This window comes from Stenotrophomonas sp. Steno-C17, from assembly GCF_056393165.1.
The window spans coordinates 51,716-65,503 of sequence record NZ_JBWJPD010000010.1 but is presented as its reverse complement, the minus strand read 5'-3'; the positions used below and the strand labels follow the sequence as shown (position 1 = coordinate 65,503).

The 13,788-nt window shown below is 68.3% G+C and carries 17 protein-coding genes and 1 tRNA gene; 5 read left to right on the top strand and 13 right to left on the bottom strand.

The genetic code is table 11. The annotated features are described in order from the left end of the window. Nucleotides 1–225: a hypothetical protein gene (locus tag AC06FA_RS10845; protein ID WP_478068288.1), complete on the top strand. Its 225-nt coding sequence runs from the start codon at nt 1–3 to the stop codon at nt 223–225. Next, nucleotides 225–1,403 (top strand): site-specific integrase, encoded by a 1,179-nt coding sequence (locus AC06FA_RS10840; RefSeq protein ID WP_478068287.1) that lies wholly within the window; start codon nt 225–227, stop codon nt 1,401–1,403. Before AC06FA_RS10845 ends, AC06FA_RS10840 begins: the two co-directional genes overlap by 1 nt. Before the next feature lie 101 nt (nt 1,404–1,504). On the opposite strand, the gene AC06FA_RS10835 is transcribed toward AC06FA_RS10840, so the two are convergent. From AC06FA_RS10835 to birA, 4 genes are all read right to left on the bottom strand, one after another. Then, a tRNA-Thr gene (locus AC06FA_RS10835) sits at nt 1,505–1,580 on the bottom strand. A 52-nt stretch (nt 1,581–1,632) separates the two neighbouring features. After that, complete coding sequence (locus AC06FA_RS10830; protein ID WP_478068286.1) at nt 1,633–2,478, bottom strand: SPOR domain-containing protein; 846 nt, start codon at nt 2,476–2,478, stop codon at nt 1,633–1,635. Nucleotides 2,479–2,487: 9 nt separating this feature from the next. After that, nucleotides 2,488–3,219, bottom strand: a complete 732-nt coding sequence (locus tag AC06FA_RS10825) for a type III pantothenate kinase (RefSeq protein WP_478068285.1) — start codon at nt 3,217–3,219, stop codon at nt 2,488–2,490. Beyond that, the gene (gene birA, locus AC06FA_RS10820; RefSeq protein ID WP_478068284.1) at nt 3,216–4,181 is read right to left on the bottom strand and encodes a bifunctional biotin--[acetyl-CoA-carboxylase] ligase/biotin operon repressor BirA; all 966 of its coding nucleotides are present in this window, start codon (nt 4,179–4,181) and stop codon (nt 3,216–3,218) included. The genes AC06FA_RS10825 and birA overlap by 4 nt, the downstream gene beginning before the upstream one ends. 131 nt (nt 4,182–4,312) lie before the next feature. Between birA and AC06FA_RS10815 the strand changes: the two genes are divergently transcribed. Together AC06FA_RS10815 and AC06FA_RS10810 are read left to right on the top strand one after the other, a co-directional pair. Then, on the top strand, nt 4,313–4,588 hold the full coding sequence (locus tag AC06FA_RS10815; protein ID WP_108748150.1) for a hypothetical protein: 276 nt from the start codon (nt 4,313–4,315) through the stop codon (nt 4,586–4,588). An 8-nt stretch (nt 4,589–4,596) separates the two neighbouring features. Beyond that, nucleotides 4,597–5,343 carry a M90 family metallopeptidase gene (locus tag AC06FA_RS10810; protein WP_478068283.1) on the top strand — a complete coding sequence of 249 codons (747 nt, stop codon included), beginning with the start codon at nt 4,597–4,599 and terminating at the stop codon, nt 5,341–5,343. 75 nt (nt 5,344–5,418) lie between these two features. On the opposite strand, the gene AC06FA_RS10805 is transcribed toward AC06FA_RS10810, so the two are convergent. The 5 genes from AC06FA_RS10805 to dusA all read right to left on the bottom strand — a co-directional run bounded on the left by AC06FA_RS10805 (nt 5,419) and on the right by dusA (nt 9,242). Then, the gene (locus AC06FA_RS10805) at nt 5,419–6,843 is read right to left on the bottom strand and encodes an ATP-binding protein (protein ID WP_478068403.1); all 1,425 of its coding nucleotides are present in this window, start codon (nt 6,841–6,843) and stop codon (nt 5,419–5,421) included. Between the two features lie 25 nt (nt 6,844–6,868). Beyond that, a complete protein-coding gene (locus tag AC06FA_RS10800) occupies nt 6,869–7,552 on the bottom strand; it encodes a response regulator transcription factor (RefSeq protein WP_053520384.1) in 684 nt (227 codons plus the stop codon). A gap of 71 nt (nt 7,553–7,623) precedes the next feature. Next, the gene (locus tag AC06FA_RS10795; RefSeq protein WP_478068281.1) at nt 7,624–7,998 is read right to left on the bottom strand and encodes a PepSY domain-containing protein; all 375 of its coding nucleotides are present in this window, start codon (nt 7,996–7,998) and stop codon (nt 7,624–7,626) included. A 10-nt stretch (nt 7,999–8,008) separates the two neighbouring features. Continuing rightward, nucleotides 8,009–8,152 (bottom strand): hypothetical protein, encoded by a 144-nt coding sequence (locus AC06FA_RS10790; protein WP_478068280.1) that lies wholly within the window; start codon nt 8,150–8,152, stop codon nt 8,009–8,011. Between the two features lie 58 nt (nt 8,153–8,210). Next, nucleotides 8,211–9,242, bottom strand: coding sequence for a tRNA dihydrouridine(20/20a) synthase DusA (dusA, locus tag AC06FA_RS10785; protein WP_478068279.1), 1,032 nt, complete (start codon nt 9,240–9,242; stop codon nt 8,211–8,213). A gap of 161 nt (nt 9,243–9,403) precedes the next feature. Between dusA and AC06FA_RS10780 the strand changes: the two genes are divergently transcribed. Beyond that, a complete protein-coding gene (locus AC06FA_RS10780; protein WP_478068278.1) occupies nt 9,404–9,712 on the top strand; it encodes an addiction module antidote protein in 309 nt (102 codons plus the stop codon). 75 nt (nt 9,713–9,787) lie between these two features. Here AC06FA_RS10780 and AC06FA_RS10775 read toward each other — a convergent pair whose 3' ends face one another. The 4 genes from AC06FA_RS10775 to AC06FA_RS10760 are packed head-to-tail and all read right to left on the bottom strand — an operon-like array spanning nt 9,788 to nt 13,737. Next, the gene (locus AC06FA_RS10775) at nt 9,788–11,653 is read right to left on the bottom strand and encodes a peptidoglycan-binding protein (RefSeq protein ID WP_478068277.1); all 1,866 of its coding nucleotides are present in this window, start codon (nt 11,651–11,653) and stop codon (nt 9,788–9,790) included. Nucleotides 11,654–11,659: 6 nt separating this feature from the next. Next, nucleotides 11,660–12,163 carry a VgrG-related protein gene (locus tag AC06FA_RS10770; RefSeq protein ID WP_478068276.1) on the bottom strand — a complete coding sequence of 168 codons (504 nt, stop codon included), beginning with the start codon at nt 12,161–12,163 and terminating at the stop codon, nt 11,660–11,662. Nucleotides 12,164–12,204: 41 nt separating this feature from the next. Next, nucleotides 12,205–12,804 (bottom strand): lysozyme inhibitor LprI family protein, encoded by a 600-nt coding sequence (locus tag AC06FA_RS10765; RefSeq protein ID WP_478068275.1) that lies wholly within the window; start codon nt 12,802–12,804, stop codon nt 12,205–12,207. Nucleotides 12,805–12,861: 57 nt separating this feature from the next. Next, nucleotides 12,862–13,737 carry a hypothetical protein gene (locus AC06FA_RS10760; protein WP_478068274.1) on the bottom strand — a complete coding sequence of 292 codons (876 nt, stop codon included), beginning with the start codon at nt 13,735–13,737 and terminating at the stop codon, nt 12,862–12,864. Nucleotides 13,738–13,788 lie beyond the last annotated feature (51 nt).

The following is a 13,788-nucleotide window of genomic DNA, read 5'->3' as shown; positions in this document are numbered from 1 at the left end:
ATGGCGCAGATCCTGCACTTCACTGATCTACAACGGATCTGCGCCCCTGATGGTCCGCCCCCGACGCCGGCAACGGTTGAGCGGTGGGCGGACGGTCAAGGGATTTTGTATAAGTACGACCGGCGCGGGCGCATCTGGACCACCGTAGAGGCCCTCAACGCTGCCTTGGGTCTGCCGGGCGCAACGGCACCACCCCACGAAACAACACTGCTGGAACTGGTTTGATGACACGTGGTCGAAAAAGGAAGTTCAACCCGGAGATCCCTGGTCACATCGACCAGGGATCGCTGCCGCGCGGCCTGTACTGGGCGGATGGGCGCTGGTACGTGCTTTCCCCTCACCCCGAAGGTATTGGCCGAATCAAGACAACGGTGGCCAACGGCAACGCTCGGTTGTCGGACCTGCACGCGATCATGGAAGCGCGGGGCGGTGGCAGTCTGCGCGGCTCGCTCGATCACCTGACCGAGATTTTCAAGAGGTCCAGCGAATACCTGGACCTCACCGCCAAGTCCAGGGCGGGATACGACTACTGCGCCGCCAAGGCTTGCGGATACCTACTGCGCGATGGCCGCATGCTTGGCCAACAGCGCATAGAGCAGCTGTCGGTGCCGGTACTGCAGCGCGTCGTAGAAACGCTGGCCACTGGCCGGCCAGCCATTGGAAAGGTGCCGGGGATCCCAGCGACGCCGGCAGCGGCCAACCGCGTCGCCAGCTACCTACGGCGCCTGTTTGCTTGGGGCATCCGGCACGGGCACTGTGCGACCAATCCCGCTGACGGCATCCGCAAGGTGCGTGAGAAGCGCGACGCACGCATGCCTGACCACGATTCGTTCGACGCGGTGCTGCAGTTCGCCCGGATTTGTGCGAACCGACAAGCGCATACCGCAGGCAGCTGCCCGCCCTATCTCCCAGCGGTCATGGAGCTGGCATACGCGGTCCGCCTGCGCGGCATTGAGGTGGACACGCTCACCGATGCCCACATGCAGCATGAGGGCATCCGTAGCAATCGCCGAAAGGGGTCACGCGACAACGTGACGCTGTGGACCAAGGAACTACGCGCGGCGGTGAACTGGTTGCAGGGTTACCGGGACGACCGAATGCAGGCCCACGGCCGGCCCATACCGATCAAACCGGAACAGCGGCGCCTTCTGGTTTCGGAGTCCGGCACCCCGCTGACCAAATCGGCCCTCGATAGCGCCTGGCAACGCATGATCCGCCGCGCGATTGCTGAGGGAGTGATCGAGAAGGACCAACGCTTCGCGCTCCACGGCCTGAAACACCGGGGAATCACCGACAGCGAAGACAAGGGCGCTGGTGGTCACGTGACCGAGGCAATGCGCCAGCTGTACGACCATTCAGTGCCGGTGGTCAAAGCTGCCGTGAAACCAAGAAAGAGCCGCTAATTTTCCCGGTAATTTTCCCGGTAGACGTACAAAGGCCAGCGCCCCGCGCTGGCCTTTTTCGTTGAAACCCCTATTTCTAAGGCGTTTCGTCGCGTCCTCGGTGGTGCCGCTTATCCGAATCGAACGGATGACCTACTGTTTACAAGACAGTTGCTCTACCAACTGAGCTAAAGCGGCATGGGGTGCTGGGTGCTGCGCCGGCGGCGCCTGGCGCGGCCGGGACCCGATTCTAGCGCAGTCGCGTGCAGTCCAGCGACCGTTGCTGTGCGGCGGCACTGCGCTGCTGCACCTGGGCCGGCTCGCTGCCGCTGGCCAACTGCCCTTCCAGCCACCACTGCCCGGCTTCGCCGCTGGCGACCAGCCGCGGCTGGAAGCCGGCGGCCTGCACGGCGGCCATGCGCCGTTCGGCACCTTCGCGGTTGCGGTACTGGCCCAGGGCAATGGCATTGGCCTCTTCGCCCTGGCCAATGATGTAGTAGTCGCTCAGCCCGGCGGCAACGATGCGCTTGACCGTGGCCTGCGCGTCATCGCGGCTGGCCGCGGCAGGCAGCAGCACGCGGTAACGGGCACTGCCGCTGGCGGCCGGCTGCTCGCGCAGGCGGGCCGGCGCCAGCAGGGAGCCGGCACGGCCTTGCGCGGCCACGGCGGCGGCGCGGTCGGCAAACGGCCCCAGCGCGATGCAGCGCGGCGGCGCGGCCGGCTTTTCAGGCGTCTTCTCCGGCGCGGGCTTTTCGGCGGCGGGCGGGGTCGGTTCGGCGGGCTTGGCCACGGCGGCAATTGGCGCGGCGGCGGTCGGCTGCGGCGCTGCGGTGGGCGTGGGCACCGCAGCCGGTGCATCGGCAGGCGCCAGCGCGGTGCCCGGTGCGGCTTCGCGTGCCACCAGCGCTTCGGTCGGCGCGGCACTGGTCTGCGCCGCGGCCACCGCGTCGGTGCCGCCCGGCAGCCAGCGCAGCTCGGCCACGCCGCTGGGCGGCGTTGGCGCAGGCGCGCGCGCAGGTTCGGTTCGCAGCAGCCACCAGCTGGCGACCCCCAGGTTGAGGATGGCCAGTACGACAATCAGGGCACGGGTCAGCATGCGCCGATACTAGCCTGCTGCCGGGTGCACCGCCCAGCGGGCCAGGCCATCGAGCACCAGCGACGGGTGGTAGTCGGCGCCCGGCAGCAGCGGCATCAGCGCCGGTGCGCCGCCACCATGCACCAGCAGCGCGGGCGGCGTGCCCAGCAGCGTCTGCGCCTGCTGCACGCTGCGCTCGATCAGCGCCACGGCCGCACCATCGCAGCCCGACGCCAGCGCATCGGCGGTGTCGTTGGCGAATTCGCTGTACTCGCCACCACTGGCCGGCAACTGCACGGCACGCGCGTGCAGGGCTTCGCGCATGGTGGTGGGCGATGCGGAAATACGGCCACCGTGGTGCTGGCCGTTGCCATCCAGCAGGTCCAGGGTGAGTGCGGTGCCCACCCCGACCACCAGGACCGGGCGCTGCGCGGTGGCCGCTGCCAGCAGGGCCAGGAAGCGGTCCACGCCGAATTTTTCCGGCTTCGCATAGGCAATGCGCACGCCCGCGCATTCGGCGCTGGTGCGCACCACGCGCACCTCATCGAAGCGGCGCTGCAGCTGGTCCAGCATCGCGGCGGTAAGCGACGGTGCGGCCACGCTGGCAACGAAGGCGACGCGGCCGCTGGGCAGGCTGTGCTCAGGCTGCGCGGCCATGCCTTCGGCGCCATGCGCCCAGGCCTGCACATCGCCGGCACGGTTGCCTTGCAGTGGTGCGAATTTGAAACGCGAATTTCCCAGATCGAACAACCAATCGCTCATGCCGCCCTCACGCTGACTTCGCCGGCGTGCAGCAGGCGTTCGCGGCCATCGATGCGCACGCGCAGTGCGCCGTCATCGGCCAGGCCCAGCGCAGTGCCGTACTGCCATTGGCCATCCAGTTCCACGCGCACTTCCTGGCCGGCCAGCATGTCCAGCGCGGCATAGCGCGGCAGGAACGGCGCCAGGCCGTCGCGGTCGAAGGTTTCCAGCGCCGGCAGCAGGCGCGCCAATACGGCGGCCACCACCTGGTTGCGGTCCACCACGGTGCCGGCCAGCGTGTCCAGGTCCACCCACGGCTGGGTGATCTGATCACCGAACGCGGGCGGCATATGCACGTTGATGCCGATGCCGATGACCGCGCGCGCCGGACCGGCATACTCGCCGCCGCCCTCGGCCAGCAGGCCCACCAGCTTGCGGCCGTCCACCAGCACGTCGTTGGGCCATTTCAGCTGCGCCTGGGTGAAGCCCAGATCGTGCAGCGCCTCGGCCACGGCCACGCCGGCCACCAGGCTCAACCCGGCCAGACGGCCCAGGCCGCCTTCGAACAGGCGCAGCACCGACAGGTAGACATGGGCGGCCAACGGCGAGGCCCAGCTGCGGCCGCGGCGCCCGCGGCCACCGGTCTGGCGCTCGGCCAGCAGCACGCTGACCCCGCGCACCGGCGCGCTGCAGCGCAGCAATTCGGCGTTGGTGGAGTCCACCGTCCAGGCCACCTGCAGGTCGTGCAGCAGGGCTTGAGCATCGGCGGGCAGGCGGCTGCGGATCGCCTGCGGGTCAAGCAGCTCCAGTGCCCGGGTCAGCCCGTAGCCCTCGCCCGCACGCCCCTGGATGTCCACACCAGCGGCCCTAAGTCCTTGAATCCGCTTCCAAATGGCGGCCCGGGTCTGGCCCAGCTCACGGGCCAGGGCGTCGCCGGAGAGGCGACCGGCAGCGAGTTTGGCCAGCAGTTGGCGATCGTCCACGGCAGTTTCCGTCAGGTCAGGCAGGAATTATGCGGGAAAGGCCGGGCAGGCGCCCGCCGGGGGGCTTCCACTGCGGGGCCGGGTTCGGGCTATGATCGGGAACTCACCTCCCCTTAACGTGGATGTCGTCAATGCGCCGTTATGCCCATTGCCTGATCCTGCTGACGATGCCCTTTGCGGCGTCTGCAACGGCAGCGCTCGATGACAGCCGGGGTGCCTGTGTGTATTCGGCCGGGGATGCCGCTTCGCAGCGCGCGCCCAGCGCCGCGCCCACCAGCGCAGCGGCCAAGCCGGCGCCGGTACGCCCTGCGGCCAGCACTACCACCGGCGGTGGCGGCGATGACGATGTGCTGCCGCGCATCCGCGCACCGAAGTGGCACAGCTACCTGCCGGGCATGTTCCGCTGATCAGGTCGTTGTTGCAGTGGCTGCGGCCCACGCCGCGGCCGATCGAAGATATCCATTGGGATGATGCCTGCCAGCGCGCGGCGTGGCTGCGCGGCCTGGACGATGCGCGGCGCGCGCGTCTGCGCGTGCTGGCCACGCGCTTCCTGCACGAAAAGACCCTGACGCCGGTGGGCGGCCTGCAACTGCAGGTGGCCGACGGCGTGCTGCTGGCAGCGCTGTGCTGCCTGCCGCTGCTGGAATTCGGCGAAGTGGGGCTGCAGGGCTGGTCGCAGCTGATCATCTACCCCGATGCGTTCCGCGTGCACCGCAGCCACATGGATGCGGCCGGCGTGCTGCACGAATGGGATGACGAGCTGATTGGCGAAGCCTGGGACAGCGGTCCGCTGATCCTGTCGTGGGCCGATGTGCACGCCGACCTGGCCGCGCCCCACGATGGCTTCTGCGTGGCCGTGCACGAGATGGTGCACAAGCTGGATGCATTGGACGGCGCGATGGATGGCACCCCGCCGCTGCCCCGCGACTGGCAGCGCGAATGGGCAGCCACGTTCCAGCAGTCCTATGACGCCTTCTGCGCGCAGGTGGATGCGGGTGTGGAAATGTTGATCGATCCGTATGCGGCCGAAGCCCCGGAAGAGTTCTTCGCGGTGGCCAGTGAGTACCATTTCTCCGCGCCGGATCTGCTGACCGAGGCGTTGCCCGAGGTCGCCGCGCATCTGCGGCGGCTGTATGGCGCGCCGCCGGCGATGGTGGGGTGATTCATGTGTTCGCCGGGCATGGCCCGGCGCTACCGTGGGCCGTGGGTAACGCCGGGCGATGCCCGGCGGCGGGGATCACGGGCCCGGCGGCAGGCGTACTTCGAAGCGGGCACCGCCCAGTTCGCTGGAGCGGGCCACCAGCAGTTCACCGCGGTAATCCTTGATCAGGTCCTGCACGATCGACAGGCCGATGCCATGGCCCTGCACACGCTCATCGCCGCGCACGCCGCGCTGCAGCACCTTGCCGATGTCCTCCGGGGCGATGCCCGGGCCATCATCGTCGACCGCCAGCAGCAGACCGGCGCGGCGCGCGTTCGGCGCCGGCAACGGCTGGGCGGTCAGCAGCACGCGGCGCTTGGCCCACTTGAAGGCGTTTTCCAGCAGATTGCCCAGCAGTTCCTGCAGGTCCCCCGGCTCGCCGTGGAAGCGCGCCGCCGGGTCGATGTCGAATTCGCACAGCACGCCCTTGGCGGCGTAGACCTTTTCCAGCCCGCGCACGATTTCTTCGGCGTTGGGTTCGATCGGCAGCGGCGCGGAGAACAGCTTGTGGCCCGACGAGGCGGCACGCGCAAGCTGGTAGGACACCAGGTTGTTCATGCGCTGCAGCTGCACGTCCAGCTCCTCGCGCAGCGCGCCGTCGCCAGCGCCGCTGTCCATCTGCGTGCGCAGCACGGCAATGGGCGTCTTCAGGCTGTGCGCCAGGTCGGCCAGGGTGTTGCGCTGGCGCTCCAGGTTCTCGCGCTCGCTTTCAATGAAGGCGTTGATGCTGTCGGTCAGCGGCTCCAGTTCGCGCGGGTGGCGTTCGCTCATGCGCTCGGTTTCGCCGCGCTGCACCTTGGTCAGCTCGGTGATCACTCGCCGCAACGGGCGCAGGCTCCACTGCAGGATGACCGTCTGCAGCAGCAGCAGGATCAGGCCGATGCCGCCCAGGTAGAACCAGACCCGGCTACGGAACACGCGCAGCTGCGCACCCAGCGCGCGCGAGTCTTCCATCACGTAGATGGTGTACGGGAATTCGGTGGCCGGGTCGGCGTCGGCATCCCACACCAGGCCCAGGCCATAGCGGTACACCGAGCCTTGGCTGCCATCGATCTGGATCATCGGCAGCGGGCCTTCGAACACTTCCTGGCGCGGCGCCAGCAGGCCACCGCCCACGGTGGGCAGCATGGGGCCTTCGGCGGACATGGAATTGCCCTTGCCGTCGGGCATCACCACCTGCAGGTAGAGGCCGCTGCCGGGCACGTCGAAGCGCGGATCCGGCGGCTGTTCGCGGATATACAGCGAACGGTCGCGGGTGAAATCGATGCCGGCCGCATAGGCGGTGGCGTAGTTCTTCAGGCGCTCACGCAGGTTCGCCTTCGCCGTATCGGCGAAGGCGGCGTCGAGCGCGTAACCGGCCAGGGCCAGGAACGCGACCAGGCCCACGGACGCGGCAAACGTCTGGCGCGCCTGCAGTGAGCGCGGCCGCCAGCGTCGGAAGAACCACAGACGGCCGGACATCATGCAATCGCCAGGGTGAGCCGGCTCAGCCCTCGTTGCGCGGAATCGCGAAACGGTAGCCGCGGCCGCGCACGGTCTCGATCGGCTTCAGTTCGCCGTCCGGGTCCAGCTTCTTGCGCAGGCGGCCGATGAACACTTCCAGCACGTTGGAGTCGCGGTCGAAATCCTGCTGGTAGATGTGCTCGGTGAGGTCGGCCTTGGAGACCAGTTCACCGGCGTGCATCATCAGGTATTCCAGCACCTTGTACTCGTAGCTGGTCAGGTCCACGTTGCTGCCGCTCACGCTGACCGTCTGTGCGGCCAGGTCCAGGGCCACCGGGCCGCATTCCAGGGTGGGCTTGCTCCAGCCAGCGGCGCGGCGCAGCAGCGCGTTGACGCGGGCCAGCAGCTCTTCCACGTGGAACGGCTTGACCAGGTAATCGTCGGCGCCCTGCTTCAGGCCTTCGACCTTGTCCTGCCAGCTGGAACGGGCGGTCAGGATCAGGACCGGGAACTTCTTGCCTTCATCGCGCAGGGCCTTGATCAGCTCCATGCCCGACATCTTGGGCAGGCCCAGGTCGATGATGCCGACGTCGAACGGCACTTCGCGGCCCATGTAGAGGCCTTCTTCGCCGTCCTGTGCTGCATCGACGGCAAAACCTTCGCGCTTGAGCCGGGCTGCCAGGGTCTCACGCAGCGGGGCTTCGTCTTCGACCAGAAGGATACGCATGAACTCTCCCTAGTGTGCTGGGTGTGGCCCGCAGGCCTGTGGGTACGGGGTGATGCGGCAACTATCCCTGTTCAGGGGTTATCGCCGCGTAGTGATGACATATCCGACCGCGGCGTGCGCGGCTGTGAACGTGCCGGGGCGGGGTCGTCCATGTAGCGGACCCGGCCCCTGTCGTCCATGTATTTCACCCGGTTGATGTCACGACCATCGAACGGGACCCGCTCGGCGCCCAGGATGTGGCCGCCGGTGGTGCGCTGCACCCGACGCACCGCGTCGGACAGCGAACGTTCGTCACCGCGGCCGCCGCGATCACTGCGTTCCATCATCTCCGCGCGCCCCTGGTCACCGCGCGGCGGCTGCTGTGCCAGCGCCGACGACAGCGGCGCAGCGGCCAGCGCCACGCAGGTGGCGAGGGCAAGACGGCGATGGAGGGAAGCGGAAGACATCGAAGCGATCCTAGCCGAGCGCGGCAATTTGTTCAAAAGTCGTAAATCCGGGGATCGGGCGCCAGGCCCGACCTTTACAAATCTTTTGCAAATTCTTGGTTTGCAGCAGTGAATCCGGTCTGAACTTTTCCGGTCCCGCCTCCGCTTCGTTCATCTAAGTGAACATTCGGGACGAATCAACTGCGCTTGTCAAGTCAGGAATGTGACTGAAATCACGCCGCGGCGCGGTCGGCCTCGCGTTCGGTCACCGCCAGCGCCTGCTCGATCAGGGCCCAATCGGCGCCGGGGCGGTGGGCGCCCTCGCTCAGCACCTGGCGGAACGCGCGGCCACCGGGCTGCCCATGGAACAGGCCCAGCAAGTGGCGGGTGATGTGCTTCAGCGCCAGGCCTTCGTCCAGGCGCGCCTGCACGTAGGGACGCAGCGCGCGCAGCAGTTCGCCACGCGGGCGCAGCGGGGCGCCGGTGTGCAGCGCCTCCAGCTGATGCAGCAGATAGGGGTCGTGGTAGGCCGCCCGGCCCAGCATCACGCCATCGACGTGCGCGGCCTGGGCCTGCACCGCCTCCACCGTCGCCAGGCCGCCATTGATGACCACCGGCAGCGCCGGGCGCTCCTGCTTCAGGCGGTAGGCCCAGTCGTACTTCAGCGGCGGCACTTCACGGTTTTCCTTCGGCGAAAGACCCTTCAGCCAGGCGTTGCGCGCGTGCACCACGACCATGTCCGCGCCGGCCTGCACCTGGCGATCCACGAACGCGGCGAACACCGCGTAATCGTTGTCCTCGTCCACGCCCAGCCGGCACTTCACCGTCACCGGAATGTCCACCGCCGCGACCATGGCGGCCACGCACTCGGCCACCAGCTCCGGTTCGCGCATCAGGCACGCGCCGAAGCGACCGGCCTGCACGCGGTCGGAGGGGCAGCCGCAGTTGAGGTTCACTTCGTCGTAGCCCCAGTCGGCGGCAATGCGCGCGGCCTGCGCCAGCAGCGCCGGATCGCTGCCGCCCAGCTGCAGGGCCAGCGGATGTTCGCTGCCGTCGAAGCCGAGCAGGCGCTCGCGGTCGCCGTGGATGACGGCGTTGGCGTGCACCATTTCCGTGTACAGCCGCGCGCCGGGCGCCAGCACGCGGTGGAACACGCGGCAATGGCGGTCGGTCCAGTCCATCATGGGGGCGACGGACAGGCGCAGGGAATCGGCGTAACGGGCAGTAGCGGACGTCATCGGGGCATGGATCGTGGAGACTGGCATTGCCAGTGAGATCAATAGTTTACACCGGACGGCTGAATGGCGAGGGCGCGGCGCGTGGCGAGCGTTGCGACCGTTGACGCAACTGCCAATTGAACGATGTATCCTTCTGGATACGATCAACCCATGGCATCCCTGCACGCAACCGCGGGATCTGCACGATCATGAGCAAGCTCAAGACCCTCCCTTTCGATCCGGCTGACTACCTGCAGGACGATGTGGCAATTGCAGCGTATCTGACCGAAGCGCTGGCGGCCGGTGATGCCGGCCATTTCCAGGAAGCGCTTGGCACCGTTGCACGGGCCAGGGGCATGGGCGGCATTGCAGAGACGTCCGGCCTGGGCCGCGAGAGCCTGTACAAAGCGCTGCGACCGAACGCGCACCCACGATTCGATACGGTGCAGCGTGTGCTGCTGGCCCTGGGCGTCCACCTGACGGTACAAGCTGACGCGCGGCCTGCCATACCGGATTGAATGCATCCGGTGGATGCCGATGGCGGCCAGCGGCCGGCGCTCGCCGGCCGTGCCCCGCATCCGATTCACGCCGCCCTACTGCACGCGCCCCTTCACCTGCTCCTGCTGCTGCTCCTGCACGCGCTGGTTGAACTGGGCATCCAGTTCCGCGCTCTGCCGGGTGCTGGCTTCCACCGACTGCGACACCGCCTGCTGACGGTCCACGAAGGCGCGCTGCGCGGCCGGGTCGCCGACGTTGCCCTGCACCGCGAACAGGCCACTGCCATCCGGACGGGCGACCACATGGTCGATCTGGCGCATGCCGGCCACTTTGCTTTCGTAGGCCAGCTGGCCGGCGGCGCGCTCGGTTTCCTGTGCATTGGCGAACAGCGGGCACAGCCCGGCCTGCGCGCGCTGCTGCTGCAGCGCCTGCAGTTTTTCCAGTGCCTGGTTGAAACGCGGGTGCTCGGCGTGGCCGGCGTCACGCATGCTGGCTGCGGCCACGGCGGCGGCCGGTTCAGTGCGTACCGGGGCGGCCGATTGCGCGCCCGCCTTCACTGCCGCCGGGTCGGCCAGCCGCGCCAGGGTAAGACGACCGGCCTTGCCATCGTCGTCCAGGCCGTTGTGCGCCTGGAACTGCTTGACCGCCGCCAGCGTGTCCTTGCCGAAGATGCCATCAACGCCCAGCGCCTTGCCGTCGGCTGCGGTGTAGCCCAACGCCGCCAGCTTGCCCTGCAACGCCTTGACCTCGTCGCCGCGCTCGCCCTTCACCAGCATGCCATCGGCCATCGGCGCCGGTGGCGCGCTGCGTGCGGCCTGCGCGGCATCGGGGCCCTGCGCGTGGACCTTGCCGCCCAGGGTGATGCGGTCGTTGAGCATGTCGCCCAGGTAACGGCGGAACTGCTCAGGCTCCACTTCGATGTGCGCGTGCACCGCCTTGGTGCCTGCGTTGGACTGCTTCACCAGCGGCGCGCCGTACTCGACGAAGTCGCCGTTCTTGTACGGCGAGGAACCGACTGCGCCGTGCAGGACCTGGCCGACCAGTTCGCGCCGCGGATCGCCAGCCGGGTGGCTGTAGATGGCGATGCCGTTGGTGGGGTCCTTCAGGAACTGCACGTAGCCGGCCACCGGGTTGGGAATCATCACGTCGCGGTTGGCCAGGCGGTCGGTCAGGATCAGGTCCTTGCGCACCAGCGGAATGCCGTTCCTGTCGCCGCTGGTGCGGATGTTCTCCATTTCGCCTTCCACCATGCCCGACTGGCGGTCGGCCTTGCTGGCATCGCCGGTGCGCACGGCTTCGGCGTTGGTGTTGGGATGGTGGATCTTCAGCAGGCGGTAGGCCGCTTCCCCGCTCATGCCATGTTCCAGCGTGCGATTGCTGGTGACGTTGCCATACGGCTCGACCACGGTGATGCGGCCACCGCCCGGCGCGGCAGCGGCAGCCACGGCGTCGGCGGGCGCCTGCGCGTGGCTGCGCTCGGCCGCCGGCGCACGCGTCGGGCTAGCCGCGCCCAGCGCGGCCAGCGTATCGCGGCCGGCCTTGCCGTCTTCCTCAAGGCCATGTGCTTTCTGGAACTGGCGCACCGCGTGTTCGGTGTTGCCGCCGAAATCGCCATCCGGGTTCAGCGCCTTGCCGTCCTTGCCGGTGTAGCCAGCCTGCGCCAGCTTCTGCTGCAGGGCCTGCACTTCGGCACCCCGTTCGCCCTGCACCAGCACGCCGTCGGCCATCGCGGCGCGCGCGGCATGGCCGCCGCGTACGCGATGCAGCGGCTCGCCGAAGGCCTGTTCGTAGGTCTTGCCCTGGTAGTCCTGCGGGTGGCGGTTGACCTGCTCGTAGCGCGCCAGCCCGACCAGATCGGCCTTCTCGTTGAGCGTGCGTTCGCGTAGCGCATTCCATTGCGTGGGTGAACTTTCGAAATGCCGCTGCACGTTGTCGTGCTTGTAGTCCTGCACCGCGCGCACGATCTGTTAGTCGCTAAGCTCGGACAGCTTGTAATCGGCACCATAGGCCGCCTTCAGGCCGTTGACGAAGACCCCGCGGGTCATGTTGCGGTACTGCACCGACGTGCTCCACAGGGCATCCTGCACGGCCGGGCCTCGGCCCTGCAGATCCACACCCGCGTGCTTCAGACGGCCCAGCTGCTTGTCGTAGTACTGGTGCTGGATGAAGTCGTGCTGGTCGCGGGCGAAAGCGCCCTTGTCCCGTTCGGCGACGTCCTTCCAGCGATCGTTGAACGCCTGCGTGGCCGGCGTCAGCCCACGGAATTGGGCGCCGTAGCGCGAGCCCGCCAGGTATTCGTCCACCCCGCCCACGGCGCTGGCGAACTGGTAGGTGCCATAGGACACGCCGCCATGGTCACCCCTGCCGGAAGAGATCCAGCCGGGGCCGCGATTGCTGGTTTCGTAGCTGGCAGAGGTCTGACCACGATGCCAGCCGTCCATCGCCTTCTTTGCGTCGGTCACCACGTCCATGCTGCAGGTCTCCTTACGGTAGGCGGTTCGATGGGTTCAGTTCAGGGCTGATCGGTTGCCGCGTTCAACTGGTCCACGCGGTTGGCCACGCGGTTGATGCGGCAGGACTGCGCGTCCAGCATCTGGCCCTGGCCTTCGGTGCGCGGATCCCAGCTGCAGTAGCGGTCGGTATCGGCCCACCAGGCGGCCTGCACGTCCATCCAGTCATCCTTGGCCTTGCTGTCCGGGCGGGCCACCTGCTTTGCAACGATCTCGGCCAGCCGGTCTTCCTGGTAGCGCAGTTCTTCATCGCCGCAGGCCTGCAGCGCGGGCGTCACGCCGTCGGAGGCATCCACGCAGGCGGTGTACTGCGGGCGCAGCGTGGCCTTGTTGTACGAGTCATCCGGGCGCGGGGCCGGGAAGTCCTCCTCATCGGCGTCGGCCGCCGTGGCCGCGGCGGGCGCCGTCTGCGCCGTCTGCGCGGTCGGCCCGGGCGCGCTGCCTGCCTCCGCAGCGAGCGCTGGCGCGGCAGGCGCAGCCGGCGCTGCCGCGTCCGCCGTGGTGTCCTTGCAGGCGGCCAGGCCGAGGCCGGCGAGCAGCGCCAGCACAAGCACGCCACGGTTGCCAGGCAACGCGCGAAGGATGGCCGGGAAAAGGTTCATTGCCTGCATTGCTCATCTCTCCTGGAAACGGGACTGCAGAAGGCGTGGTGCCTTCGCTTACGGTTCGATCGGGTGGCCGCCTTCGGCCGCGGCCGCAACCGGCGCCAGGGTGAGCGCCTGCAGCTCGACGGCACGATTGGCGTAACGGTTGAGACGGCACGACTGCGCGTCCAGCATCGGCCCGACACGGTCACTGGCGGGCGCGCACCGCTTGTCGGTGTCCTCACCCCAGTAGGCCTGCTCATCCATCCAGCGATCCTTGGCCGGCCCGTCCGGGCCCGCCATCAATCGCGATACCTGTGCCACCAGCTGTTGCTCCTGGTAGGCGAACTCGGTGGCATCGCACGCCTCGAGCTTGTCATTCATGCCACGCGCATCCTGCACACAGCGGGTGAACGCTGCGCGCAGCGGTGCCTGTGTGAACGAGGTATCGGGCGGTCGGCTCTGCACCAGCAAGGCCTCGGCACGGTTGGCCACGCGCATCAGGCGGCACTCCTGCGCCCGCTGCATCACCTCCACATCCGCATCGGCGGCCGCAGTGCAGTAGCGATCAGTATCGCGGCGCCAATCGGCCTCGGTCGCCAGGAACGCTGCTTTGCCCGCGTCATCCAGCCCGGCCACGACCGTGCGGCTCGCTTGCTGCAGACGCTGCTGCTGGTAGGCCAGTTCTTCTTTGCCGCAGGCCTGCAGGATGCCCGCATCCTCGACGCCATCCACGCAGTAGCCGTACGCCGGGCGCACGCGACCTTCGCTGTAGGAGGCATCGGGATAGTGCGGCGCTTCGTGCGCGGACGGCGCGGGCGTCGCGGCGGGTGCGGCCGTTGCGTCGGCCGATGCCGTGGACGAGGACGAGGACGCCTGGCAGGCGCCCAGTGCCGCGCACAGCAGCAACGCTGCCCAGCGTCGGCCCGGCAGCACCTGTTCGTTGCCCATGCGGAGTGTCGTTGCCTGCATCACCTGCGTCTCCCTGCGAGTGGACGGCAG